The following is a 26,357-nucleotide window of genomic DNA, read 5'->3' as shown; positions in this document are numbered from 1 at the left end:
GCCTTCGATTCCGTCGCACCGCCGCAAGCGACGCCTTCTTGGTAGTCCGCGATGCGACGCGGGCTTCGCGTTGGCGGCACGATCGATCGGCGACCGGCGCAAACGCCCGCGACGTTGTCCGCACCGTCGTCGAATCGTGATGCCTCGATCGACGCGGTGCGACGAAACACGTAGTCGGTTCGGCGGATGTTTCGTGCGATGCCTGCTTGCTAGCGTCGCTCCATGGCGGCAAGAGACACGGTGTGGTGGTTGCTCCTCGGTTCGGCGTGCTACTCCGGCCTCGCCGAGGGTGGACGTGGGTCGGGCGTCGTGACGGGGTCGAGCTCCGACGGCGGCGGTGGATCGGGGCAAGGCGGTAGCTCGGGTCCGGGGGCCGAGGCGAGCACGGAGCCCGCGTCCGCCGGATCCACCGAATCCGCCGGATCCGACGGGATTGACGAGGGCGAGACATCGGCCGGCCCGGGCGCCGAAGAAGCGCCGCTCGCCGAGCACGTCACCGTCACGACGATCGAAGTGAACCAGGGAGTCGCTCGTGCGGTGCTCTACAACGGCGAGTTCATCGACGACGGCGAGCTCGTCGCGGGACGCCCCGCGCTCGTGCGGGGGCTGTGGACGGTCGAGCCCGGGTTCGTGCCGCGCGAACTCGAGGGGCGCCTGCTCGTGCGACGCGGCACCGAAGTGTCGATCTACTCCAACGTGGTGTCGGTCGATGGTGACGCGGATGCCACGACGATCCAGGGCGGCTTCTTGTGGGAGGTGTCGACCGCCGACATCGACGCGGGCGCCGAGATCGCCGTCGAGATCCGCGAGGTCGACGTCGCGCTGCCGGGGCCGGACGTGGGGCCAGCCGCACGGATGCCGGCACAGGGCTATCAGCCACTCGCGATCGCGGACACGTTCGCGCGACTCGAGGTCATGCTGGTGCCGCTCACGTACGCCGCCGGTGGCAACAGCACCGTCGATCTCGCACAGGCCGACCTCGACGAGATCGGGCGTGCGCTGTACGACGAACATCCGGTCCGCGAGTTGGTGCTGAGCCTGCGCGAGCCGGTCGTGTACAGCGGTGCGATCGGCACCACCGCACAACTGAACGACACGCTCGCGTTTCTGGTCGATCTGCGCAACGCCGACGGCGCTTCACCGCAGGTCTACTACGCCGGGTTGGTCGACATCGGCTGCCCGGTGGTGGGCTGCGGCAGCGCCGGCACCAACGGTATCGGTGTGACCTTGGGCGACGACGATCTCGCCAACGCGCAGCTGCGGGTCTCGACCTCGTTGTGGACCGACGCGATCACGACCGCAGACGTGCTCGTGCACGAGGTCGGGCACAATCAGGGCCTGCGTCACGTGCCGTGCCCGAATACGTCGCCGGCCAATGCAACTCCCGACTATCCCTACGCCGACGGCATCATCACCGGCTGGGGCTGGGCGCCGTACCACCAGAGCTTGTACGGCGGCAACAGCTTCGACTACATGACGTACTGCGATCCATCGTGGGTCAGCAACTGGACCTGGGCGCGCACGCTGGCGCGAATCGACGCGGTCGGGATGCTGGCCGACGACGCCGAACCCGGTCACTTCGCACTGGTCGGCAACCCACGACCCGATGGCCCGACCCGGTGGGTTCGCGTGGCGGCGGGTCGCCCGGCGCAGTCCGGTCGCATCGGCGGTGACGTGACGTTCTGGGCCGACGGCGTCGCGATCGCGGTATCGACAGCCGTGCGCTACGAGATCGCCGACGGCGACGGCGAGCTGATCTGGATCGACCTGCCCGCCGGCGCCGAGGGCTTCGACGCCATGCGTTGGGCCCACGATGGACGGGTCGACGACGTGTCGGCGAGCGTGCTGCGCACCACGGACACCGGCGCGCGTACCGATGGTGGTGCTCCCGTGCAACGGCGCGTCGTCCATCGCGGGCCCACCGGTCGCCGCTGATCGGCGTACCACGCGCTGCCCGTCGACGCCGCGCGCGGACCTTCGCCGTCGTCGATAGCCCGCGTGCGGTGCAGCGCAGAACGTTCGAGGGGAAGCCCGCTTGCCCTCGATCGCCGCGGGGACGCATGCTGCCACCATGGACGCCGCACGATTCGTCGCGCTCCTGGGGATCGCGTCGTGTGCGGTGTGGGGAGCATCGTGTGCGGGCGCCACGGAGCTCGGGCAATGCCACGCGCGTCTGATCTCGCAGCTCGGTTGTTGTCCGTACTGCGACGAGCAATGCGCGGCCTCCGTCACGGAGAGTGAAGCCTGCGTGCAACAGCACGAGGACGCCGGCATCGGGCTGGTGGACGAGTTCGACGACGCGGACGACGAGCCACCCGCGGACGACGAACCCGTACCACGGCTGGACTGACTCGACCGTCGCCGACGGACTGGCTGGTGAAGTGAGCCGCGCGCACGCCAGCCCCGCGGCCGGCACGATCGACCGCGATCCACCGCCTCGACACGTGCGCCGGCCGGCGCGCTCCGACCTACTCGAACTTCTCCGCCAAAGCGGCGACCGCCCGCGCCTGCGAGCGCTTGCGCGACTCCACGATTTGGGCCGGGAGTCGCTCCGCCTTGCTCATCAGCTTCGCGAAGCCGCACTTGTGCTTCGCCACCGTGGCGACCTTGCTTGCCAGGGTCTCGCCGGTGCGGAGGTTCACCAGGTCGTAGTTCTTGTCGTAGGTCGGGTCGTGTTCCTTGCGATAGTCCTGCACGCACCCGTAGATCTCGTCTCGCTCGCGCTCGTACGCGGCGAGCAACGCGGACTCGCCAGGACCCGCGACCTTCGCGAGGTCCCCGCGCGCGTAGTACCAGTTGACCTTCGCAGGGGCGCTGGGCGCCTGCAGCTTCGGGATGACGACGGATTTCGGGACCGTCGTCGTGAGATCCGGCGTGCGGAGCTTTCGATGCCCACCCGCGAGCGTGACCACGACGGACTCCTTCGCAGCGTGATCGAGCAAGAGTAGCGGCTCACCGGCTGCGATCCCTTGGGTGGCCCGCGTCGAGAACACGAACAGCTGCTTGGGCGCGGCGGCGAACAGGGCTTCGATCGGCAAGCCGTCCCGCTCGCCGTAGTACGCGAAGTAGCGGCCATACTCCCGTTCGGCGAGCGACGGGTTCGCTGGCACCGGGCGTGCCGTGGCCAACGGGTCGACGCGTTGCGGGTCGCCCACGAGCACGACCGCGTCGGTCCCCTCGGGCGCGTCCACCCATACCGCGTACGTTCCCGGTCCGAGCAGCTGCCCTTGGCAGTGGATTCCGTCCGGCTCGAACTGCCGCTCGAGCGGGCCGACGAACGACAGCTTCGCCGGCTCGCTGCTGTGAAGCAGCGAGACCGTCGGCGCTGCCTTGGCGTCGTGCACGAAGTAGAAGCTCGGAGCGCGCTGCCCCTGGCCGCACGCCGGTCCGCCCCTCATCTGCAGCTTGCCTGTGGTCGTCAGGACGGTCACTGGCTCGGCGCCGAGCGTGTGCCTGGGCGCATCACCGAAGCTCAGCGGCGCTTCGGCGTCGGTCGCCGCGACCTCCCAGGCCTCGGGCAGCTTCGTGCTCTGCGGGACGGCGATCCACAGCTCGTGCGTACCAGCGGGGAGCTCCACGCCTTTGCGCGTACCGTGCTCGACACAGCCGCCGCCTTCCTTGGCAACGAACAACTTGGGCGCCATCGCGGGCTCGATGTCGAGCAGAAACCTCGACGCCTCGTTCACGACGAGCTTCGAGACCGCAGCGACAGGCGTCGCCGCGCCGGCGCACTCGCCCACGCCAACGTCGCCGGCGCGCAGCAGCGTCCCCTTGGGGGCGGCCGCGGTTGCATAGGCCGGATTGGCGCTCGCTCCGGGCCGAAGCTCACCGGCGAGCTGCGCCCCGGCGTCCGCGTGCGCGCGCATGGGCGCGGTGAAGATGAACTGGGGCGTTCCGGGCTCTCCGCTGGGTTCCTTGATCGGGTGCAGCGCGTAGCTGCCCTCGGGCCAACGTCCGAGGTTCGCGGGCGTCTCGGCCTCGAGGCACGTGACGTTGCCCGCGGGATCGACCAACGCCGCCCGGCGGACGTTGGCGCTGCCGACCAGGCGCACCTCGAGATCCTCATGGGTCGCGCTCAAGCGGAAGGTGTGTGCCGGCGTGGGCGTCGTCACTCCGCTCTTTCCGCACTGACCGAACCCGTAGGGCTCGAGCCCTTGGTGGAGGTCGAACTGATCGCGTCGCAGACCCACGTCGACCACCGTGGGATTGGGCACGAAGTCCGGCGAGAGCTCGAACACACCCTCTGCACCGTGCCCGCTCCCCGACTGCACCGATCGCTTCATTCCCCCGCAACCCACCACGAGCCCCACCACCACGAGCGCTGTCAGCAGAGCGCTGCCCCTGCAGTCGACAGCGGCGGCCAGTGCGATGGAGTGGGGTTGGCGCATCACGCCCGACCCTTTGCCCGGAAGCCCGCGGCGGATGACGAGCGGAGGACGAAACTTCGCGACGGGCGGCCGGGCTCACGCGCGGGAGCCTACTGCCGCGTCGGTGCCCGTGCTGGCACGCCGAACCCGATCACCAGCGCCGCGCCGGGCCAGACGCGCCACGGATCGAAGAGGATGCGCCCGCTCGGGCGCGCGACGACGCGCGTGTCGACGAGGTCCAGATCGGCGTGGCCCACGAGGCCGAGGCTCCAGCGGGGGGCGAGCTGCAGCGACAGTCCTGCGCGCCAGTGTGCGGTTGGGATCGCGGCCACGGTCGCGGGCCGGTCGTCGACTCGCACCGAGAGCACGGCGATGCCGAGGCCACCCGCGGTGAGCCACGAAAGGCGTCGGGTGAAGCGAACGCGCACGCCCAGCTGTGCGCGCGCCGAGGCGCCGGCGATCCGCACGCCGGCGGCTTCGCCCGGGCGGGCGGGCAGCAGCGCTCCGGCCCACGCCATGGCTTCGAACGCGACACGCGACGGACTCACGGTGCCGACACCGAGGTCGAGCGCGTGGAGCGGAGCGGCGGGCGCGAGTGCCTGCACCCGATAGGCGCCGGCGAGTGCGAGCGCCCAGCGGCGATGCACGTGGGCGACCGACCGATGCGCACGCGGTGCGGGCTCGGCCCGTGCCGATGCGAGCGGCGGCTTCGACGGGCTCACCACGGGGTCTTCGAGCTGCGACGGCCGGGCAATGCCGATCTGCGCCCCGTCGACGAGCGCCTCGACGGCAGCGGTCACGATCGCCGCGATCTCCTCGCGCGCAGCCTCGTCGAACTCGCCGGACCCGAGCCGGCGCACGAGGATTCGTGCGTAGGGCCCGTCGGCGATCAGCACCAGGCGTTCGGATCGGCGGAGATCGACGTAGACGAAAGCCAGCGCGTCGCGAGCGTCGGGGCGCCGCGCGACGATCTCGTCGAGATCGAGCTCCTCGCCCGGCACGAACTCCAGCACGAGGGCGGGCTCGACCCGCCCGAGCAGCTCGAGCAAGACTTCACGCGCGGCGTCGACGTGCGCGGCCGATCCGGCGACCACCAATCGCACGCGCAGCCCACGTTGGCTCGACGCGGCGGTGTCCGCCGGCGCGGGCGCAGCCGTCGCAATCGCTGGCAGCCCGAGCACCGACGCGAGCAGCGGCCCGCGCCAGGACGTCAGCAGTCTCGAACGCACCTGGCGCAGAATGCCAGATCACTCGGCGAGCGCGCGCCGAGCCCGATCGGCGTGGATCGAGTTCGGGTGTGCGCGCAGCAGGTCGCGCCAAGCCTCGCGCGCCTCATCGCGGCGTCCGGCGGCATCGAGCGCGCGAGCACGACCGACGCGCGCCTCCGCGGCAAGGTTGCCCGCCGGGTTCTCGGCGAGATATGTCGCGAATGCCACCGCCGCGGCGTCGGGGCGCCCGAGCTGGTCGAGCAAGAGGCGCCCGTGACTCACGCGACCGACGTTGGCCTCCCGTGAGCCCGGATGCTCGCGCTCGAGTTCAGCGTAGATTTCGTCGGCGCGGACGAACTCTGCTCGCCGCCGCGCTGCGTTCGCGCGCTCGAGCAGCTCGCTGGCGGAGGCGGGTACCACCGAAGCAGCTGGTCGAGTTCGCTCCGGCGATCGCTCGCGCGATCGCGACGACGCCCTCGCGCTGGCCGTGGGTCCGTCGGTCATCGCGCTCGTCGGCGTGTCGACGTTCACCGCAGCGGGTCGGGTCGCGCGAGCAGGTGCCTCGGCGAGCAGCGGCTCGTGCGGCGCCCGCGGGTCTTGCGGCGCCCGCGGGTCGTGATGGACGCGTGCGGGCGCAGCATCGAGCTGCGGCGCCGCGTCGTCGGCGGGTGCAGCATCGAGCTGCGGCGCCACGCGGGCGATGGGCGCGATGCTGCCCGTCGCGTGATGGCCGAGACCCCACGCCAGCGCACTGCCCAGGGCGACGCCGACGATCACGGGGCCGGCTCGCACGATCGCGCCAGCTTGCGCCGGCGGAGCTGTCGGCGCGAGCACGGCGGCGATCATCGCATCGAGGCGCGCGGCGTCGCCCGGCCGACGGGCGATGACCTCGTCGAACGCCTGCCGGCACGCGGCCTCCAGGGGTACGCGGGTCATCGCGGGGCCGCCGTCTCCCCGCGCGTGGGTGGGTTCGCGATCACTCATCGTCGACCTCTACGTCCTCGCGCAATGCGGGATGATCTGCGATGGCAGACCGCAGCGCGCTCCGGGCGAGCCGGATCCTGCTGCGGATCGTGTTCACCGGCGCCCCGCAGATCTCGGCGATCTCGGCCGGCGTATGGCCGAGCACGAACCGCAGGGCCAAGGCGTCGGCTTGCTCGCGCGGAAGCCGATCGAGCAGCGATGTGACGAGCAAGCGGAGCTCGGCGCTCGGGAGCGCCCCAGCCGGCACGTCGGCGGTCGGACGCTCGCCGGTGTGGGCGAGATCGAGGCGCCGCCGGAGGGCGCGTTGACGCATCGCGGTTCGCATCGCGATGCGAGTCGCGTACGTGGCGAGCGAACACTCGCCGCGAAACCCCCGCAGGGCCTTCGCGAGGGCGACCAGCGCCTCCTGAGCGGCATCTTCGGCGTCGGGTCCGTCGTGCAGAATGCCGCGGCAGACCCGCAGGACCAGCGGGCCGGTCGCGCGGAGCGTGTCGGCCACGGACGACGCGGCCACCGCGTCCGCGGCCGGCTCTGGGATCGACATCGACAACGACACGAGCGTAGCTCGACCGGGTTGGTGGAGATGCGAGGGCCCGATCGGTCATCGTCATCGTCGTGTGTTCGCTCATGGGGACGAGCGGCGGCACTCCGACCTGCTGGATCTGCACGCAACGAAGACCAGCGCGCGCACCTTGGTGGGTGCACGCGTGAGTCAACGCGAGCGAGGCGACGTGGTCGCGCGTGATCGATTCGCCCCCCGCGGCCCCACCAAGCCTGGGCGAATGACAGACCTTCTCGATCGACGCCTGGTGACGACCCTGGTGTTCTGCAGCGCGTGCTCCGGTGACATCGGCGTCGTCGCAGACACCAGCGGGGGCACGAGTGCGACCGATGCAACTGGCCTCACGACGACCACGGGCACGCCGGGCGACTCCAGCGACGCGGACTCCGGCACGACTGCGCCGAGCACCGCAGATTCGACCAGCACCGCCAGCGATGGCACGGCGTCGGGCAGCGAGTCGGGTTCGAGCTCGGGTGGCTCCGGGGTCACCGTGACGGTGGTGCCGACCGGCTGCGAAGGGACGATCTCTTCGGAGCCGATCGGCATCGCCTGCGGTGCCGAGTGCAGTGCGGTGTTCGAGCCCGGCACGGAGGTGACGCTCACCGCCGAGCCCGGTCAGCTCGAGGCTCGCGGGTGGTCGGGGCCGTGCGCAGGCTCCGACCAGAGCTGCATGTTCACGCCCTACGACGACGTCGAGGTGGAGGTCCAGCTGACCGACATGCGGTGGCTACGGGCGCTCGGCGGGGCCGCTGACGATGTCTACGGGCACCCGCGTGTGATCGCAGCCAACGACGCCGGCAGCGTCTTCGTCGGCGGCTACTACAGCGGAGGCGTGTTCCAGTTCGGCTCGCCTTCGGGCGCGCCATGTATCCCGGCGTTCACGGCGGGTTTCGTGACCAAGCTGACCGCGTCGTACGGCGTCGAGCAGTGGCATCACTGCCTCAGCACGGTCGACGAGCTCGCCAGCGCGCAGAACTCCGTGGTCGGCCTCGCGATCGAGCCCAGCAGCGGCGATGTCTTTGCCGCCGGCTACTTCAGCCACCAGCCCAACGTCCTCGGTGCGGTCGGGACGGTCGACTTCGGTGGCGGCGAAGTCAGTTGTCCGCCGCTCGATGATTCCTCGTCCGGTGGCGGCATCTTCGTCGCACGCTACGCAGACGCCAGCGGCGCTCACGTGTGGTCCCACGGGTTCTGCACCAACTCCTTCGTCACCGACTCGGGTACGGCCGCGGCGGACGCTGCCGGTGATGTCTACGTCGCGGCCGACATCGGTGGAACTCCCGTGTCCTTCGACCTCGGCGGTCCGAGCTTTCCTGCCGATGCCGACGGCCGCACGCTCGTCGCCAAGTACGACGGCAGCGACGGCACTCACCTGTGGTCGGTGGATAGCGGCGACTGGACGTGGAGCCATGGCGCCGCGATCGACGACGCCAACGGGTTCTACCTCGTCGGCTACTCGTGGAACGAGTTCACCAGTGTGGTCAGTCGGCGCGATGCTACCGATGGGTCCCTGGTGTGGACGAAGACGATCGGTGGCGAACCCGGAAGCGCACTCACCGACATCTACAGCGTCGACGTGACCGACGATGGCAACATCGTGGTGGCCGGGTTCGGCCTGGGAACGGTCGACTTCGGTGCGGGTCCGGTCGATTTCTCGGATCAAGTCCTCGACCTCTTCCTCGCAAAGTTCGACGCCGCGACCGGCGACGTGCTGTGGGTCCGGCAGCTGCCGTGCGACCAGCAAGGGACCGCGCTCACGTGGGCCGACACCCACATCGATGGCAACGGTGACATCTTGATGACCTCGGGCTTCTCGGGCAGCTGCGATCTCGGGGGCGGGGCGGTCGTCAGCGCCGGCACGAAGGATCTCTTCATCACCCGCTACAGCGCCGACGATGGCTCGTTGCTCGCACAGCGATCGCTTGCGAGCATGGCCGGATCGGATGCCGTCGGTGAGGCGATCGCCGTCGATTCGCAGGACAATATCGTGTTCGCCGGGCACCTCGCCGGCAAGGCCAGCTACTGCGGCGACGAGATCGACACGTCCGGCTTCGACGGCATCATGTTCGGCAGCATCAAACCCTAAAACCCGCCGCTACAGCTCGTCGGCCTTCTTCGAGATCGGCCCGCGGTAGTTGTTGACCAGGCTGATCTGCGCGACGTAGCGGCCGAAGCCCTTGTAGGTCTGCTTCACACGGGTCAACGCGTTGCTGCGCCAGTCGACGTAGGGGTTGTCGATCTGCACCGGGTCGAGACAGCCGGCCAGCACGACCTTCGAGGTCTCGCAGAAGCGGCTCATCAGGGTCTTGGCGAGGTGGCGGTCGCCGTTTTGCAGCTCGTCGACCAGGACCACCGAGCGCTCGATGTCGAGGCCGCGGAGCATCGCGGTCGAGAGCTTGTGCAGCTGCTCGCGCTGCTCGAGGTCGTGCACGAAATCATGCTCGTTGAGCGCCGACAGCGAGCGCATGTGCTGCAGCAACGGCTCGAGCCAGGGCGACAGCTTCTGATCGTGATCGCCGGGCAGGAAGCCGAGCTCGTAGTTCGACGACGGGTGCTCGGGTCGCAGCAGGAACAGGCCGTTGTCGAAGCGATTGGTGTGCGCCAGGCTCGAGCCGTTGGCGAAGCGTACGTTGGTGGGCTGGCCCAGCAGTAGGTACAGCGCGGCGGCGACCATCATGCGGGTCTTGCCCGAGCCGGCGGGGCCGTCGAGCACGACCAGCTGGACCTCGGGATCGAGCAGGAACTCCATCGCGAAACACTGGTAGGGATCACGCGGCGTCATGCCCAGCACCGGCCGCGGGCCGTAGGTGTGGCGCTTGCGATCCCAGTACTGCGCGTAGCGCAGGTCCTGCAGCTCGCCGACGTCGAGATCGGCGCGCGTGAGCACGGTGCGCTCACCACAACTCAGCACCACGCCGGTGTTCCACACGATGTCGTCGCCGATGCGCGCGCCCGCGACCGCCTCGACTGCGGCCAGCGACAGCCGCCGCTCACCGGCCTCGCCGCTGTCGAAGAAGGACTGCAGCGTGGCCTCGTCGACCTCGAGCGTCGCGTAGCCGCGGTAGACCTCGTCGAGCCCGCCGAGCTCGAGCTTGCCGTAGCGCAGGTTCTCGGCGTGCAGCCCCATCGCGTCGCACTTGAGCAGGACGTTGTTGTCCTCCGAGACGACGTTGACGGTGAACGCACCGGGCTTGGCGGCCTCGGCCAGCAGGGTCACGCGTCGTGCGCCCGCGACGATGAGGTTGTCGCCGCTCGCGGTGTCGTAGGGCGGCAACGTGGGCCCGGCCGGCTCCCACGCGATCACACCGCCCTGCGGCGTGCGCGGAATCTTCGCGGGATCGGGCGCGCGCAGGATGCCGTCGAGGTCGTGGCGGATGTGGCCCTGGCTGCGCAGCGTGAGCAGCTTGCGCGTGGCCGTGCGCGCCGCGGCGCGCACGCCGTCGGACTTGTTGCGACTGCCCTGCAGGCGGCCGAGCTCCTCGATGACCTGATGCAGCAACACCACGACGTTGCCGTCGGTGAGCAGCCGGTCGAGTGCGTCGGGGTTCTCGACCAGCGAGGACGTGTCGGGGATGTAGATCGTGCCGGAGAGGGCAGGGACGTCGCTCGTCACTGCCGCCTTCGTACCACGGTCGCGCGGCTCGGGCGCACGCGCGCGGCAAGCCTTGCGACGCCGTCTGCCCGCGCGCGAGGATCTGTGCGTTGGCTCCCACTGCAGCGCAGTGCCTGCGTGTGGCGGGCGGCGCCCGGCGATCGATGTCGTTTGATCCGCGGGGCCAAAGGCCATTAAGGTCGCCGCAGCTACGCCGGCGACGTCTTCGTCGGCCAGGAAACGAACATGACCATCCGAGTCGCAATCAACGGGTTCGGCCGCATCGGCCGTCTGGTGTACCGCATGGCCGCGCGCAGCGAGGACATCGAGGTCGTCGCCGTGAACGACCTCGTGCCCGCGGACAACCTCGCGTACTTGCTGCGCTACGACTCGACCCATGGTCGCTTCGGACAGCCGGTCGAGGTCGTCGAGGGTGGCTTCCGTGCGGCCGGCAAGACCACGCGCTGCCTGGCCGAGAAGGATCCGTCGAAGTTGCCGTGGAAGGATCTCGGCGTCGACTACGTCCTCGAGTCGACCGGGATCTTCCTCGACTACGAGGGCGCCCACAAGCACATCGACGCGGGTGCGAAGCGGGTCGTGCTCTCGGCCCCGACCAAGAGCCCCGAGCAGGTCCCGACCTTCGCGTACAAGGTCAACCACGAGCTGTACGATCCCAGCAAGCACACCATCATCTCGAACGCGTCGTGCACGACCAACTGCCTGGCGCCGGTCGCCAAGGTCATCCACGACACCTTCGGCCTCGCCGAGGGCCTGATGACGACGGTGCACGCCGCCACCGCGACGCAGCCGACCCAAGACGGCCCGTCGAAGAAGGACTGGCGGGGCGGTCGCAACGCGTACACCAACATCATCCCCGCCAGCACCGGCGCCGCGAAGGCCGTCACGCTGTGCATCCCGGCGCTCAAGGGTCGGCTCACCGGCATGTCGTTCCGCGTGCCCACCGCGGACGTGTCGGTGGTCGATCTGACCTTCCGCACCGAGAAGGCCACCAAGCTGGCCGACATCAACGCCGCGATGAAGGCCGCCGCCGAGGGGCCGATGAAGGGCGTGCTGGGGTACACCGAGGACGAGGTCGTCTCGAGCGACTTCATCGGCGACCCGCGCAGCAGCATCTTCGACGCCAAGGCCGGCATCGAGCTCAACGACCGCTTCTTCAAGGTCGTGGCCTGGTACGATAACGAGTGGGGCTACTCGGCGCGCTGCGTCGACATGCTGCGCCTGTTCGCCAGCAAGGAAGGCTAGGGCCCTCGGCCGTGGCACGCGACGATCACGGCTCCGATGGCGCGCGCGGCCGCCTCAAGGCCGCGCGGCAGCGCGTCGAGGCCGCGATCGCGCGCACGCTGGGCCGTCTGCCTGCGCCGGTGGTGCAGCGCATGCTCGCGCGCATGCCGGTCGAGCACGGTGGGCACCGGCTCGATCCGCAGGTGCAGTGGGCCGATCTGCTGCGCAAGGCGGCGCGACACCGACCCATCGAGCACGGCAGCGTCGCGCGGGCCCGTCGCGAGTACCGACGCATGCGCGTGCTCGAGCGCGACCCGCCACGCGTCACCACCCAGGAGCTGCGCATGGCGGGTGACGACGGCGCGATCGCGGCCCGCAGCTACCGCCCGCACACCGCCCACGGCGACGCGGCGCTGCTGTACTTCCACGGTGGGGGTGGCGTCATCGGTGACCTCGAGTCGCACGACACCATCTGCCGCACCTTCGCGGTCCGCGGCGGGATGACGGTCGTCGCGGTCGACTATCGACTCGCGCCCGAGGTGCCGTATGTGGCGGCGGCCGACGACGCGCTGGCGGCGATGCGATGGCTGCGGGCGAATGCACCGCGGCTCGGCATCGCGTCGCAGCGGATCGCGGTCGGTGGCGACAGCCGCGGTGGCAACCTCGCGGCGGTGCTGTGTCAGCAGCTGGCGCTGCACGGCGAGCCGCAGCCAGCGCTGCAGGTGCTCATCTATCCCAACACCGACGTCGCCGGCAGCTACGCCTCGCGGCGGGCCTTCGCCGACGGACCGTGGCTCACCGAGCCGCTGATGCAGTGGTTCGAGCGCCACGCGCTCGGCGAGCTCGACCGCGCCGACCCGCGGGTCTCACCGCTGCGCGCCGATGCGCTGCATGGACTCGCGCCCGCGTTGGTGACGATCGCGGGCTTCGATCCACTGCGCGACGAGGGCCTCGCGTACGCCGAGCGCCTGCGCGAGCACGGCGTCGCGGTGCAGCTGCTGCGGGAGCCGTCGCTGCCCCACGGGTACCTGCAGCTGACCGGCGTGTCGAAGGCGGCGGCCGAGGCGACGGATCGGCTGATCGACGCCCTGCGCGCAGCGCTCTCGGGCTGTTAGAACGACCACTGGCGGGGCGGCTCGCGACGGTCTGCACCGCGTCATCGCGGTTGCCATGCATCGGTGGCGGTCACGCCGTTGCGCGCGTAGTCGTAGTGGATCTGCTCGCCGATCGTGCGCGGCGGAATGCCGGGCTCGGCGCGGCTGAAGTTGTCGAGGTAGGAGCGGCGGATCGCCGCGTGGACCTGCTCGCGGCCCTCGCCGGGCTGCACGGACAGGTCGTAGACCATCGCCTCCAACACGAGCGCTGGGCCGGTGAAGGGCTCGACCCGGAGGCTGCTCCACACGCTGCGCAGACAGTCGTCGTAGGCCGGCTCGGGCGGCGGGCCGGGGTAGCGCAGCGAGAGCGAGCCGCTCGGCTCGGCGATCACGTACACCAGCAGGTTCACCCCCGAGCGACCGCCGAGCTGCTTGCCGACGTGGCAGGTGTCGAAGGCGAGCTGGCTGCCCTTCACGCCGATCGCGAGGAACTCGTCCTTGGTCAGCGAGGGCTGCAGCGGCGTGAGGTCGATCTGGATCGGCGCGCGGCAGCCCTCACGCGGTGCCGCGGCGTCGCCGGCCTCGTCGGCGCAGCGCTGCAGCTCGCCGTCGGCGGCGAGCACCTGGTGCTCGGATCCGTGCGAGATCCCGCCGCCGGCGTTGCCGACCGTGACCTTCGCGTCCGCGTCGAGCTTGCGGCCGCTCGAGAACTCGAACGCCCCGACGTCGACCGCAGAGATGAAGTGCGTCGCGCCGGTGCACTGGCCGACCAGTTGGTTCTCCGCCAGCGCGAGCGTGGGGAGTGCGAAGCGACCGACGGTGGTCTTGTCGACCTGCAGCTCGGAGCCGGCGGCGATGGTCGCCTCGAGTGAGACCGCGGTGGTCGGAATGCGGGCGAAGAGCGCGTTGCGATCGGCGATGTGCTCGGCCTCGCGTCGCACCGAGCTGGGCTGATAGGCGTAGCTCGCCGGCAGCTGGCACTGCCACAGTGGCTCGATCTCGCAGTCGCTCACGCGCACCGGCACGACCGGCCCGCTGCGCACCGCGGCCTCGAGTCGGCTGCGCGCCTGCGAGCTCCAGTCGACGATGAGCGGCGCGGCCTGCTTCGCGGCCATGTCACAGCGATCACCGAGGATCTCGGGCCGCTTGGTGCCCACGCCTGGCTTGCTCCCGCCGGCGCAGGAGAGCAACACCAGCCACAGCAGCGAGACCCTCCGACGTCGTGCCATCGGCGGGGGATGGTACACCGCGCCGTCACGCCCGCGGCGGATGTCGAGCGTCGACGGCCAGTGGCAAGACGATCACTGCGGGGCGGCCCCGTTGCCGCGGATTCGTTCGAGATCGACGCCCGCCAGCTCGGCCTCGCGGCTACCCGGTCCGAGCACGGCGTCGTAGCAGTCGATGGCGGACTGCAGCGGCGCCACGGCGTCGGCCTCGCGGGTCAGCCCCATCAACGCCAGCGCACGTTGCTCTCGCAGCACGCACGTGACTGGGCGCCGCTCCGGGGCGCGCGCGAGCGTGGCGTCGACGAGCCGGAGCGCATCGTCGAAGGCGCGGGTGCGGAGCATCAAGCTGGCGAGGTTGGAGTCGAGCGCGACGATGTCGTCGTGGGCCTCGCCGAATTCGCGGATCATCGAGCTGCGCGCCCGCTCGAGCCGCACGCGTGCGGCCTCGAACTCGCCGTGCTCGGCCTCGAGGAACGCGAGGTTGGCCTCGGTCTCGGCGACCTCGACGGATTGCGGACCGCTGACGATCGAGGCCAGTGCGATCGACTCGGCGAAGTGACGACGAGCGGACGCGCCGTCGCCCATGCGCGCCTCCATCTGCGCGAGCCGAGAGAGCGTGACCGCGCGCTCGCCGTCGAGCCGGGGTGCCGCGGCGGCGAGCAGCTCGATCGCGCGTCGTAGCCGGACCCTCGCGCCTTCGAGGTCGTGCGCCGACTCGGCCACGCGCGCCCTGGCGACCTCGACACCCGCGACGCTGTGGGTGTCGGGTTGATCGATGCGGGCCAGCGTGGCCTCGGCGCGGCGGAGCCACTGGTCGGCCTCGTCGGCGCGGCCGAGGTCGACCAGCAAGCTCACCGCGGCGGCAGCCGCGTCGACCGCGATGTCATCGCGCGGGATCGTGGTGGCCAGCTCGAACGCGCGCGCGTGCTCGTCGTAGGCGGCCTGCAGACGACCGAACTTGGCCAGCGCCTCGGCCCGCGCGAGGCGTGACAGGGCGATGCCGGCGGCGTCGCCGTGCGAGAGCGCGACCGCCATCGCGGCCTCGATCTCGATCATGATCGTGGGCTCTGCGCCGGCGAGATCCCGCGCGACCGCGCGATCGATCCGCGCGCGCACCTCGGTGTCGATCGGAGCAGCCGCGGGCGGCGGTGCTTCGGCGGCGTCGGCCCGCTCGGGGGACCCACTGCGCGGGATCACGGTCGCACCGATCACCGCCGCGACCCCGACGGTGGCGACGGCGCCCAGACGTGCGGCCCGGCGCAGGCGCGAGCCACCGCGACGCTCGAGGGTGGCGAGCACCGCGGCCATGTCGGGGTATCGCGCGGCGGGGTCGATGGCGGTGCATCGCGCGACGAGCTCGAGCAGCCAACTCGGCAACGACGGCCCTCGCAGTGCGTCTCCGAGTGCGACGCCGAAGGCGAACTGATCGACCCGCGCATCACCGCCGCCGTCGCGTTGCTCGGGGGCCATGTAATGCGGCGTGCCGCCGTGGGCCTCGGTGCTCTCGCGGAGCTCGGCGCTCAGTCCGAAGTCCGACACCTGCGCGGTGCCGTGGGCGTCGAGCAGCACGTTGCTGGGCTTGAAGTCGCGGTGGATGACGCCGACGCGGTGCACCGCCAGCAGTCCGCGCGCTGCCTCGGTGAAGCGCTGCAGGATCGCCGCGCGCGGACGCGACTGGTCGAGCCACTGCGCCAGCGTGCCGCCCTCGAGCAGTGCCATCGCGAGGAACCACCGCCCGTCGATAACGCCGACGTCGAGCACCGCGCACACGTTGGGATGCGAGAGCTTCGCCATCGCACGGGCCTCGGCGAGCAGGCGTGCGGCGTCGTTGCGCGACCTCGGTGCGTAGCACCTTGAGCGCCACGGTGCGGCGAAGCCGTGGATCGGCAGCGGCGTACACGACCCCGAGCCCGCCGCTGCCGAGTACCCGCAGCACGCGGTAGCGACCGACCTCGGTGCCCGGCGGCAGGTGTTCACCGAGGCTGGGTCCCGCCGCATCGTCGTCGCTGACCGCGACCGCGGGCAGGCCCAGTGAGGTGCGTGCGAGCTCCGCGAACCATCGGCGGCACAGCGTGCAGCGATCGACGTGGGCCTCGAGTGCGAGCGCCTCCACGCCCGCCTCGCCCGCGAGGTAGCGCAGCACCGCGGCTTCGTCGGGGCAGGGGTCGAGCATCGTGCGGGGAGGCCTGCGTGGGTCCGCGGGCGCCTAGGGCTCGTCGTCGTCGCGTCGCGGGTCGGGTAGGTCGCGCACGTCGGGCAGCTTGCCCGCGGCATCGTCATGGGTCGGGGGATCGTCGCTGCCGCCGGGCGCCGCATCGTCGTCGGGCGGCGCACCGCCGTCGTTCGCGGGTGCACCGTCGTCGTTCGCGGGTGCACCGTCGCCGCCGTCGGGCGCGGGGCCGTCGGTGTCGGTGTCCGCGGGCTCGACCGGCGTCGCCGGCTGGCACGGGCGACATGCCTTGGGCTCGCGCACCGCCAGGGCGCCGCCCTTCACCAACATCTCGATGCCGCTCGGGGCGAGCAGCCACAGGTCGCTCGACAGCCCGGCACCACGGCTGCCCTCGAGCACCACGCCGACGCCCGCGATCACCGTGAACTCCGCGCCGTCCCCATCCCCGTCGCCTGCGAGGTTCTGCGCGACGATCTCGTTGCCCGCGCCGACCACCGCGGCGTACCAGCGCGCGCCGCAGGCCGCACCGTCGGTGCCGACCACGGCGCGCTCCGAGGTGCCGATCGCACACACGCTGGCGTCTGCGGCACGGAGGTTCTCGAGCCCGAGCGCGGTGGCGACCTGCTGCACCAGTGCCTCTTCCTTCACGCCGCTCACGCAGCCGGCGATCGCATCGCCCGGCTTGGCCGCGCCGCGGCGCTCGGCGACGCCGGTGAAGCCGAGCCGCGCGGCGAACTGCGCGTCGGTCTCGCCCTTCTTGGTTCGCGGCACGTGTCGCACGAGCGCGTCGTTCTCGTAGACCAGGGCACGCGTGTGCTCCGGCGCGCCTTCGCGGACGAACAGCGCGCCGAGGCCGTCCTTGCGCAGCGTCACGGTCGCCGGCACGTCGGCCTTGTCGCCGAGCGGGAACATCACGCGCGTGGTGCGATCGAGCAGCAGGTACGCACCGCGGCCGTGCACGCAGTCGGTGCCGAAGCGGCGCTCGATGACCGCGAAGCGATCGCCCGCACGGCCGTGCACGGCGGTGCCCCGGGTCCGTCGGTGCAGCGCGCCGTCTTGGCCGAGCTCCTCGAGGAAGGCGACGCGGATGCCGTGGGAGCCGGCGTCGCTCTTCCACGCCTCGGTCTCGAACGAGACCACGGTACGCGCGGGGTCGAATGGCAGCGGCGGCCGGATGGGGCCGTCGTCGCCGAAGGCCTCGAGCTCGGCGAACCACAGCGGTGCGGGCTTCTTGCTGGCGTAGACGTCGGTGACCTCGATCGCGACGGTCGTGGTCTTCACCGACGCGTCGAGTACGACGTAGTGGTGCGCTGCGCCGTCGTCGAGCTTGGCGTCGAACCAGCCCGCGTCGGTGTGCACGCGGACGTGCTTCGGTCGCGGGTGCGCGCGGTAGTCGTTCCAGCGCGGGCCTGCGGCCGCGAACAGTCGCACCGCCCGCAGCGACACCGGCTCCGCGAACGACAGCCCCATCGCGCACGGCTGGCCCTCGGCAGGGACGCACCGCCATGCGGTCCCCAGATCGTCGTCGCGCGCTGCTTGGGGCTCGCCCTCGCCAGCGGCGCCCCACGACGCCGCGATTGCGCGGCCGTCGAGCGCGTACAGCGAGGACAGCAACGCGAGGTCGAAGCCCAGCTGCGAGGCGCCCTTGGCCTTGCCCGGGGCAGCCGCGCTCGCGCGTTGCAGCGGCGCCACCGGCTTGTCCGCCGGCCCGTCGGGCTTCGTCGACGGATCACCCGGCGTGGTGGTGGCCGCGGCCGCACCCCCGTCCCGGGCCGCCCCTGCGCCCGGCTTGTCGCCGCCGCACGCGGTCGCCAGCGTGAGCGCGGCGGTCATGCGGGCAACGACGCGATGGCGGGGACGACGGATCGGGATCACCACGGCGGGGTGAGCATACCGCGGAGTCGACGCGGGCGACGGCGTGCCTCCGGTATCCTGTGCCGGCATGAAGTTCGCGTCATCGCCGACCTGGGTGCTGATTCCCTGCCTGCTCGTCGCGGCCTGCGACGGCGGCAAGAAGACCGAGCCCGCCGCCAAGCAGGACGACTCGAAGGCGTCCGACGCCGATCTCGACAAGCGCCTCGCGGAGCGCAAGGCCAAGCGCGAGGCCGACGAGAAGGCCAAGGCCGCCGCCGACGAAGCCAAGGCCAAGGCAATCGAAGCGGTGTGCGTGCTGCCGCCGGGCAAGAAGCCGGAGAAGTCGCTCGACAAGGCGTGCGCGGCGGTCGGCCCTGCGTACGACCGCTTCATGAAGCGCTTCTACGAGGGCGAGACGCTCGCCAAGTGGGAGAGCGCCAAGGGCACCCAGCTGCCCATGGTCATCGCGCAGTGCACCAAGACCGCCAGCGTCGAGGTCGGCGCGTGCATCGTGCATGCGCTGGACAGCGCGCCGGTGGAGCTCAAAGAGGATCAGTCGGCGATCATCCGCGGCTGCATCGATGCGTTCGGACCCGGCAGTGCCCATGGGGCCACCGCGGTAGCGGGCGGTGCGGTGCCGAAGAAGCCCCGGTGATGCGTCGAGCCGCGGCATGCGCCCGGCACGTCTTCATCCCCTCGCCTCCGATGACGTCGTTCTCGCGCCACGGGTCACGACTGGCTGCTAGCTCACGCGCGGGTGTCTGATCGAAGTGTCGACTCGTTCCTCTGGGGGGCGCGAGATGACCAAGATCCGACTCGCATTCTCCCTGTGCGCTCTCTTCGTTGCATGCGACCGCGAATCGGCGCCCAGCGACGCCGGGAAGTCCGTCGCAAGCGCCGGCGAGGCCGAGCGCGTGTCGGTCGGCCCCGACGCGGGCGGCTACGGTGTGCCGTTCGGGCCGCTCGAACTCGAGGTCGCGGCCGATGCGAAGGCTGCCGCCGCGCAGATGATCGCCCGCGCCCAGGACGACGCGCTGACCGACGACGACCGCGTCGACGGTAGCGCCGACGCACTGGCGTGGGTGGCTGCGACCGCACCGACACCCAAGCTGGCCGGCGACGCACTGATCGGGGTTGCGATGTCCAAGGCCCCAACCGCAGCCGGCGCAAAGGTGCTGGCGGCACGAATGCGGACCGCGGACCCTGAGGTGCTCGATGCCATCATCTCTGCGATGTCCGAGTTCATGGGGCAGCCGGTCTTCGTCAACGACAAGTTGTTGATGGAGGCGCTGGCCGACGCCGCGCGCAGCCACCCCAACCAGGCGGTGAAGGACCATGCGCTCGCCTCGCTGTGGCGGCTGCCCGTCGGACGACCCGAACGCGAGCTATCACTCGCGGCGCTCGACCCGGCCGGCCCGCCGTCGCGCCTGTGGCGGGTGCTCGACACGATGGTTGCCGATGACGAGGCCGACCCGCTACGCGCACGCATCCTCACTGCGGTGCAAGGGCTCTCGTCGCACGCGGAGCCGGCGGTGCGCGGCGCGGCGGCGCGCGCCTGGGCGAAGCTCGTCGGCGCCGATCCGACCGCACGCGATCGCCTGCTCGAGCTGCTCGCCGACGGCAACGCGTACGTCCGCTGCGAGGCGGTCTCCGGGCTCGGCTCGATGCGGAGGTTCTACAAAGAGCTCGGGCCGAAGCTCGTCAAAGTGCTCGATGACCCTGCGCTGTGCGAGGCGTCACTCGACGTCCCGGATGTCGGCGGCGGCACCAAGTCGGAGGAGCTGAGCGCCCAAGGTTCCCAGCTCGCGGTCGCCGGCGCGCGCGCGATCGAATCGATGAGTCTCGACCGTCCCGATCGCCTCACCTTGGGCTCGATGATGACCGACGAGGAACTTGCGCGCGCCGCCGCCGACGCGAAGGCCTGGGTGGCACGCCAGGCGGGATGACGCGTGTCAGTGCTCGACCGCGTCGCGCACAGCGTCGGCCCAGCGCTCGAATTCACCGAGCGTGGCGTCGAGCAGCGCGTTGTCAGCGGCGAGTGCCTCGATCTGCGAACGAAGCAGCTCGCGGCCGCGTCGCAGGCGACTGCGTACGGTTCCCTCGGGCAGCGCGAGGACCTCGCACAGCTCGGGGCCCGACAGGTCCTGCCAGTAGTAGAGCTCGAGCGCGACCTGGAAGTCGAGCGGGATGCGCCGTAGCGCTTCGACCAGGAGCTGTCGCTCCTGTCGATCGGCCGCGATGCTGCTGGGCGAAGCATCGACGTCCCACACCGAGGTCGTGAGCGGGTCGAAGTGGTGACGGTCGCGTGAGCGCACGCGGTAGTGCTCGAGCAGCACGCGCCGTGCGACGGTCAGCAGGTAGGCCCGAAACCGCGAAGGGTCGCGCACGTCGTCGCGGTGCTCGACGCAGGTCAGAAAGGTCTGCTGAACGAGGTCATCGACGGGCCCGCTCACCTTGTTGCGGAAGAACTGCAGCAGTGTCTCGGCGTATCGCTCGATCAAGTCGCCGCCGGCGTCGCGGTCGCCCGCACGCCACGCGAGCAGGAGTGCAACGTCGTCGGTCGGCACGTATCATCGTAGATACCAGGGGCATGGGCGCGGGACAACCCGAGGCGATCGCGGCTGCGCGTGTCCAGGAGGCGGCACCACCGACCGACACGCTCGAGCTGCGCCGCGTCGTGGCGCGCATCAAGGGCAGTCTGCTGGGCAGCGCCACGCCGGTGCGGCTGGGACGGTACGAGTTGCGGCAATGGCTTGGTGCGGGGGCCTTCGGCACGGTCTACGTGGCCCGCGATCCACGGATGCAGCGCGAGGTGGCCATCAAGGTGCTGCATCCGTTGGTCGCGGTGGGTGACCCATCGCAGGCCGCGATCCTGCGTGAAGCACGGGCGCAGGCGCGCATCACCGACCCCCACGTCGTGGAGGTGTTCGACCTCGGGTGGGCGGAGGGCCGCGCGTACGTCGTCATGCGCCGCGTCGATGGCGGCGACCTCGAGTCGTGGTGGCGTACCTGCCGACCCCGTCCTGACGAGATCATGGATGCGGTGGTGCAGGCGGCGTTGGGGCTCGCGGCGGCCCACGACGCAGGGCTGGTGCACTGTGACGTGAAGCCCAGCAATCTGCTGCGTACCGACGCCGGCGTGGTGCGCGTCTCGGACTTCGGCCTCGCGGTCGCCACCCGCGGCGCCCAGGGGGGCGGCACACCGATCTACATGTCGCCAGAGCAACGCGCCGGCGGATCGGTGGATGCGCGCAGCGACCAGTACGCGCTGGCGAAGGTGGCGGCGCGTCTGCTGGGCTCACCCGATCCTGCGTTGCCCGCTCGACCGCCCACAGCAGCGCTGTCGCGCGTCCTGTCACGGGCAATGCGTATCGATCCCCGCGAGCGATTCTCGAGCATGCACGCGTTCGCCTCGGCGCTGCGGCGTGCGAGCCAGCCGTCGGCAGCGCGAGCGCTGGCGTGGGCGGGAGCGGCGAGCGCCGCTGCACTCGCACTCGGGTGGAGTTCGCTGCCTGGCACCCGTGAGCACCATCCAGTCGCGTGCGATGCGGCTGCTCGCCACGAGCCGGCCGCGTTGCTCGCCCTGGCGTTCCCGCGCTGGAGTCCTGTGGCGCAGGCGAATCTGCGCGCGCGCGTGGACGCACCGTTCGGCAGCCCGGAGCAACGACAGCTCGACCGCGTCGTCGTGCGCCTCGATGCCCATCTTGCGTCGTGGAGCTCCGAGCTGCGGCTCGCGTGCGAGCGACTGCCGAACCCAGTCGAGATCGCGTGCCTCGACACCGCACGGACCGAGACCCGCGCGCTCCTCGATGCGATCGACGAGGCGGACACAGGCTCGCTGGCCGCGTTGGCGGCGGCCGTGCAGCAGCACGTGGAGCGGCGGACTTGCACCGGCGCCTCCTTCGTCGAGCCGCCGGCACTGCGTGGGCTTGCGCAGCTCGATGCGGCCGCCGCAGCGCTGCAGGTGGGCGCGGTCGAGGATGCGCGTCGGATCCTCACTGCGGTCGTCGATGATGCAGCGGTGGCCTACGGCGATGCGGTCCTTGGCCAGGCGGCGCATCTTCTGGCCAAGCTCGAGATCCGCGCCGGCAACACCGCGGCGGCGGGGCGCTGGTACCAAGCGGCGTTCGGCCATGCGAGCGCAGCCGGTGACGCCGCGCTTGCCGTCGAGAGCGCGTCCGAGCTCTCGGGGTTCGCCGCCGAGCGACAAGATCACGAGGCCGCGTGGCGCTGGCTGCAGGACGCCCGCGTGCAGCTCGATCGCGCTGGGGCACCGCCGCGGCTGCGGGCCACGTGGTCGACGGCCGCGCTCGGCTTGTACTCGATCACCCAGGACCGCCCACGTGCGCGAGCGGCCGCGCGCGACGCAGTGGCCGCGGCGCGCTCGCTCGGCCTCGACGAGAAGTTGGTCACCGCCCTGCACGGGCTGGCGGTCGCGGAGCTGCTGGCGGGGGACCCGAGCGCCGCCGAGCTGGCGATCCGCGAGGCCATCGCCGATCTCGATGCACTGCTCGGTCCCAACGCGCACCGGCGAGGGCAGCTGCTCGATCTACTGGGCGGGATCCTCGTCGAACTCGGTCGGCCGGATCTCGCGACCCAGCGCGAGGCTGTGGCCGCACTGTCGCGCAGCCACGGCCCGACCCACGAGATCACTCATGCGCCGCGCTTGAACCTCGCGGGCCTGCTGCTCGCTGCGGGCGAGGCGGGCGAGGCGACCTCGATCCTGCGCACGCTGGTCGATGAACTCGACGCGGTGCAGCACGACGCACGCACGCTTCCGGTCGCACGGCAGGCGCTTGCGCAGGCGCTGCGAAACAGTGGCCAGCTCGGCGAAGCAGCGGCGACGATCGAGCGCGCACTCGTCGAGCTGGAGGGCAGGCGCGATCGTCGACCCGGCATGCTGGGCGACGCGTACGCCGAACTCGCGGCGATCGAGCGCGCGCGCGGGGACCACCGTGCAGCGAGCCGGGCGTGGCAGCGCGCCGCGGGGGCGTACCGCGACGACGGCGAGGAGGAATCCGCGGCGGCGGCCGAGCGCGAGCGGGGCTGAAGCCGATGCGGACAGGCGGCCAACCGCCGCTCACAGCCGATCGACGAACGCCTGGGTCAGCTCGCGCTGGTACGGGTCGGCGGCGAACAGCACGACCGCCTCTTGCGCGAGCGTGCGGACGCGGACCCGGTCGCCACCGCCGATGAGCAGCGCCTGCGCGAGCGCGTACTTCGTGAGGCCGAGCTCGTCGTTGCGCACGGCGAGCTCGGTCTGCATCGCCATCGCGTCCTCGAGCTCCGCGACGGCAGCGTCGAGCACGGCGTGCTCGACCCCCAGGTTGGCATCGACGCGACGCTGCTGCCCGTGCAGTAGTGCGGTGGCATGCATGGCCTGCGCCCGCGCGATCATCGGGTGTGAGCCCTCGAAGGCGCTGCGGGCGATCACCAGCGCGCGTGCGGACGCCTCGGCGGCGGCCGTGAAGTTGCCGAGGCTGGTCTGCGCGTCGCTGACGTTGAGCAGCGGGAACACGAGGTCGGGGTGCTCCGGCCCCTGCGTGTGCTCGGCGATCTCGATCGAGCGCTCGAGGGCAGCCAGGGCCTCGGCGACGTGGTCGTTGAAGAGCTGGTAGCGCGCGAGGTTCGACAGCCCGAGGCCGACCCGGACGTCGTCGGGGCCGTAGAGCCGGGTCCAGGTCGCGATCGCACGCTCGTAGTGGGGCAGGGCCCGCGCCGCCACGGCGCCGCCCGACTCGGCGAGGGCGTTGGCGAGGTTCATGTGCGCCATCGCGACGTCGGTGTGCTCGGTGCCGAGGGAGCGGGTCCAGATGTCGAGCGCGGCGGTGTACTCCTCGATCGCGGCCTTGCGTTCGCCGGCATTCAACATCGCGTTGCCGAGGTTGTTGTGTGCGCGCGCGGTGTTGGGGTGCTCGCGCCCGAGCGTGCGCTCGCGCAGCGCCAGCACCCTGCGGTTGGCGGCGATGCCCTCGGCGGTGCGGCCGAGGTCGATGAGGATCGAGGCGCGCTGCGCCTGCAGCGTCACGAGCATGGGGTCGTCGTCGGCGCGCTCGACCAGTGCGAACGCGCGGTCGTTGGCCTCGAGCGCCAGCTGGTACTCACCGGCGCGGAAGTGCAGGCCCGCGATGCGGTGCTCCAGCTCTGCCATCTTCGTCGGCGGATTGCCCATGCGCGACGCCGTCGCGCGGGCGAGCTCGACCCAGTCGCCCGCGAGCTCGGGCTTGCGCAGCTCGTCGACGATGATCGCCAACACGGTGATGACTGCGCTGAACTCCAGCTCGTCGAGCCGGGCCGCGTGGGCGGTCCACACTGCCCGCTTCGCAGCCGTGAGCGCCGGGTCGCCCTGGCCGAGCGGTTGCAGGGTGCGCGCGAGCGCCAGTGCGAACTCGGCGTCGACGTCGGCGCGATCGAGATCTTCGGCGGTCGAGCGCTGCGCCTCCACCAGATCGCGGGCATCGTCGTACTTGCCCGCGTGGCGCAGCGCGTCGGCGCGGGCAAGCCGGGCCTCGAAGTCGCCGAGCCGTGTGCGGGCGTCGGCGTCGGATGGGGGTGGCAGCGCGCTCTGCAGCGCGTCGAGGTCGTTGCAGGCCTCGACCTGCGGCAGACGGTGGGCGGCGTCGACGGCATTGCGCACGACGTCGGCGTCGGCGTCTTGCATCACCTCGAGCGCCGCGTCGAGCTCGCGGGCGCGTCGACGCAGGCACTGCATGCGAAGGTCGAGCGCGGCTTCGGATTGCTCGCCGCGCACGCGCGTCGCCTCGCAGGCCTCGCGGTGCGATTCGAGCCAGGCCTGTGCGCGCGTGTCGAGCTGCGCGCGCACGAGGTCGAAGGTCGCCTCCGCATAGGGCGCTCCGGTGCCCACGAACGCGTCGCGCAGCGCGTTGGCCCGGCTCGGGCTCCACACCGGCGCGAGCGCCTCGGGACCGCCCTCGCACGGTGGCGCGGACCGGCCGAGCAGCGCCGCAGCACTGGCGACCACCGTGGCCGTCGCGAGCGCGACCACGACGGTGCGGCGACGGCCGCCGCCCTGCGTGCGCTCGAGTGCCGCGAGCAGCTCGCGCAGGTCACCGAAGCGTTGCTCGGGATCCACCGAGAGTGCCCGCCGCAGCGCGGCATGGATCGCGCGCGGAACCCCGGCACGCGATGGCGGCGGTGTGATCGCACCGGTGGTGACGGTGCAGGCCAGCTCGGCGGCGGTCTTGCCCGCGAACGCGCGCTGGCCGAACAGCGCCTCCCACGACACCAACGCGAACGCGAACTGATCCGTGCGGCGGTCGGGCGGGCGCCCCATGTGCTGCTCGGGGGCCATGTACACCGGCGTACCCAGCAGCGCACCGGTCATGGTCAGCTCGGCGCCGACCAGCGATCGTGGCAGCGGCGTGCCATCGTCGAGCGTGCGCTCGGGATCCGCCACGACCTCGCCGACGGCCCGCGCGAGGCCGAAGTCCGCCACCAGCACGCGCGGCTCCGGGCCGGTGCCCAACAGGACGTTCTCGGGCTTGAAGTCGCGGTGCACCAGGCCCACGTCGTGCGCAGCCTGCAGACCGCGACCCGCCGCGGCCAGCCGCGCGACGACCTCCGGCCACGGGTGTCGCCCGCGATCGAGCCACTGCCGGAGGGTCCCGCCCTCGACGTACTCCATCGCGATGAAGACGCAGTGCGACCACGTGCCCACGTCGTGGACCGTGATGACGTTGGGGTGGTTGAGACGCGCGAGCGTCTGGGCCTCGCGCACCAGCCGGCGATTGTGCTGATGGGTTCGGTCCGAGCGGTCGTCGCCGTGCAGCAGCTTGATCGCGACGCGACGATCGAGCTCGGGATCGTAGGCGGAGTAGACCACGCCCATGCCGCCACGCCCGAGCTCACGCAGCACGACGTAGCGACCGACCTGCGCGCCCTGCTGCAGCCGCGGCGTCTCGGCTTGCAGCCCCTGCGGGGCCTCCGGGCCGTCGGCCGGCAGGGTCTGGGCGGGCCCCGAGCCCGCGGTGGATTCACCGGTCGCCACGTCCGCCATCGAGCATAGCAGGCAGCTCGGCGACGCAGACGAACCTCTGG

General features: G+C 71.4%; 18 protein-coding genes. 8 read left to right on the top strand and 10 right to left on the bottom strand.

The genetic code is table 11. The features are described from left to right. Positions 1-222: 222 nt before the first annotated feature. Both IPH07_28210 and IPH07_28205 read left to right on the top strand, forming a co-directional pair. Positions 223-1,935 carry a hypothetical protein gene (locus IPH07_28210; GenBank protein MBK6921314.1) on the top strand — a complete coding sequence of 571 codons (1,713 nt, stop codon included), beginning with the start codon at positions 223-225 and terminating at the stop codon, positions 1,933-1,935. A 136-nt stretch (positions 1,936-2,071) separates the two neighbouring features. Further along, positions 2,072-2,350 (top strand): hypothetical protein, encoded by a 279-nt coding sequence (locus IPH07_28205; GenBank protein ID MBK6921313.1) that lies wholly within the window; start codon positions 2,072-2,074, stop codon positions 2,348-2,350. A 118-nt stretch (positions 2,351-2,468) separates the two neighbouring features. On the opposite strand, the gene IPH07_28200 is transcribed toward IPH07_28205, so the two are convergent. The 4 genes from IPH07_28200 to IPH07_28185 all read right to left on the bottom strand — a co-directional run bounded on the left by IPH07_28200 (position 2,469) and on the right by IPH07_28185 (position 7,103). After that, positions 2,469-4,283 carry a hypothetical protein gene (locus IPH07_28200; GenBank protein MBK6921312.1) on the bottom strand — a complete coding sequence of 605 codons (1,815 nt, stop codon included), beginning with the start codon at positions 4,281-4,283 and terminating at the stop codon, positions 2,469-2,471. A 194-nt stretch (positions 4,284-4,477) separates the two neighbouring features. Then, positions 4,478-5,596 (bottom strand): hypothetical protein, encoded by a 1,119-nt coding sequence (locus IPH07_28195; GenBank protein MBK6921311.1) that lies wholly within the window; start codon positions 5,594-5,596, stop codon positions 4,478-4,480. Between the two features lie 18 nt (positions 5,597-5,614). After that, a complete protein-coding gene (locus IPH07_28190; protein MBK6921310.1) occupies positions 5,615-6,559 on the bottom strand; it encodes a tetratricopeptide repeat protein in 945 nt (314 codons plus the stop codon). Beyond that, complete coding sequence (locus IPH07_28185; GenBank protein ID MBK6921309.1) at positions 6,552-7,103, bottom strand: sigma-70 family RNA polymerase sigma factor; 552 nt, start codon at positions 7,101-7,103, stop codon at positions 6,552-6,554. Before IPH07_28185 ends, IPH07_28190 begins: the two co-directional genes overlap by 8 nt. Positions 7,104-7,341: 238 nt before the next feature. Here IPH07_28185 and IPH07_28180 point away from each other — a divergent pair, with 238 nt between their 5' ends. Beyond that, the gene (locus tag IPH07_28180) at positions 7,342-9,207 is read left to right on the top strand and encodes a PQQ-binding-like beta-propeller repeat protein (GenBank protein ID MBK6921308.1); all 1,866 of its coding nucleotides are present in this window, start codon (positions 7,342-7,344) and stop codon (positions 9,205-9,207) included. 9 nt (positions 9,208-9,216) lie between these two features. On the opposite strand, the gene IPH07_28175 is transcribed toward IPH07_28180, so the two are convergent. Then, on the bottom strand, positions 9,217-10,734 hold the full coding sequence (locus IPH07_28175) for a PhoH family protein (GenBank protein MBK6921307.1): 1,518 nt from the start codon (positions 10,732-10,734) through the stop codon (positions 9,217-9,219). A gap of 225 nt (positions 10,735-10,959) precedes the next feature. On the opposite strand from IPH07_28175, the gene gap reads away from it, so the two are divergent. Both gap and IPH07_28165 read left to right on the top strand, forming a co-directional pair. Beyond that, positions 10,960-11,976 carry a type I glyceraldehyde-3-phosphate dehydrogenase gene (gap, locus tag IPH07_28170; protein ID MBK6921306.1) on the top strand — a complete coding sequence of 339 codons (1,017 nt, stop codon included), beginning with the start codon at positions 10,960-10,962 and terminating at the stop codon, positions 11,974-11,976. 11 nt (positions 11,977-11,987) lie between these two features. Further along, complete coding sequence (locus IPH07_28165) at positions 11,988-13,070, top strand: alpha/beta hydrolase (GenBank protein ID MBK6921305.1); 1,083 nt, start codon at positions 11,988-11,990, stop codon at positions 13,068-13,070. Positions 13,071-13,111: 41 nt separating this feature from the next. Here the strand turns inward: IPH07_28165 and IPH07_28160 are convergent, their stop codons facing one another. From IPH07_28160 to IPH07_28150, 3 genes are all read right to left on the bottom strand, one after another. Then, positions 13,112-14,278 carry a hypothetical protein gene (locus IPH07_28160; protein MBK6921304.1) on the bottom strand — a complete coding sequence of 389 codons (1,167 nt, stop codon included), beginning with the start codon at positions 14,276-14,278 and terminating at the stop codon, positions 13,112-13,114. 72 nt (positions 14,279-14,350) lie between these two features. Beyond that, positions 14,351-16,069 (bottom strand): serine/threonine protein kinase, encoded by a 1,719-nt coding sequence (locus IPH07_28155; GenBank protein ID MBK6921303.1) that lies wholly within the window; start codon positions 16,067-16,069, stop codon positions 14,351-14,353. Between the two features lie 412 nt (positions 16,070-16,481). After that, positions 16,482-18,323: a hypothetical protein gene (locus tag IPH07_28150; GenBank protein MBK6921302.1), complete on the bottom strand. Its 1,842-nt coding sequence runs from the start codon at positions 18,321-18,323 to the stop codon at positions 16,482-16,484. 64 nt (positions 18,324-18,387) lie between these two features. Here IPH07_28150 and IPH07_28145 point away from each other — a divergent pair, with 64 nt between their 5' ends. Together IPH07_28145 and IPH07_28140 are read left to right on the top strand one after the other, a co-directional pair. Beyond that, positions 18,388-18,954 (top strand): hypothetical protein, encoded by a 567-nt coding sequence (locus tag IPH07_28145; protein ID MBK6921301.1) that lies wholly within the window; start codon positions 18,388-18,390, stop codon positions 18,952-18,954. A gap of 259 nt (positions 18,955-19,213) precedes the next feature. Continuing rightward, positions 19,214-20,245 (top strand): HEAT repeat domain-containing protein, encoded by a 1,032-nt coding sequence (locus IPH07_28140; GenBank protein ID MBK6921300.1) that lies wholly within the window; start codon positions 19,214-19,216, stop codon positions 20,243-20,245. Positions 20,246-20,251: 6 nt separating this feature from the next. Here the strand turns inward: IPH07_28140 and IPH07_28135 are convergent, their stop codons facing one another. Then, positions 20,252-20,866, bottom strand: coding sequence for a sigma-70 family RNA polymerase sigma factor (locus IPH07_28135; GenBank protein ID MBK6921299.1), 615 nt, complete (start codon positions 20,864-20,866; stop codon positions 20,252-20,254). Between the two features lie 23 nt (positions 20,867-20,889). On the opposite strand from IPH07_28135, the gene IPH07_28130 reads away from it, so the two are divergent. Further along, positions 20,890-23,349, top strand: a complete 2,460-nt coding sequence (locus tag IPH07_28130; GenBank protein ID MBK6921298.1) for a serine/threonine protein kinase — start codon at positions 20,890-20,892, stop codon at positions 23,347-23,349. Between the two features lie 30 nt (positions 23,350-23,379). On the opposite strand, the gene IPH07_28125 is transcribed toward IPH07_28130, so the two are convergent. Continuing rightward, entirely contained in the window at positions 23,380-26,307 is a 2,928-nt protein-coding gene (locus IPH07_28125; GenBank protein ID MBK6921297.1) for a serine/threonine protein kinase, read from the bottom strand. Between the last annotated feature and the right edge of the window lie 50 nt (positions 26,308-26,357).

This window comes from Deltaproteobacteria bacterium, assembly GCA_016709225.1.
Classification (GTDB): Bacteria; Myxococcota_A; Polyangia; order Nannocystales; family Nannocystaceae; genus Xiheibacterium; species Xiheibacterium phototrophicum.
This window is presented reverse-complemented; position numbering and strand designations above follow the sequence as displayed.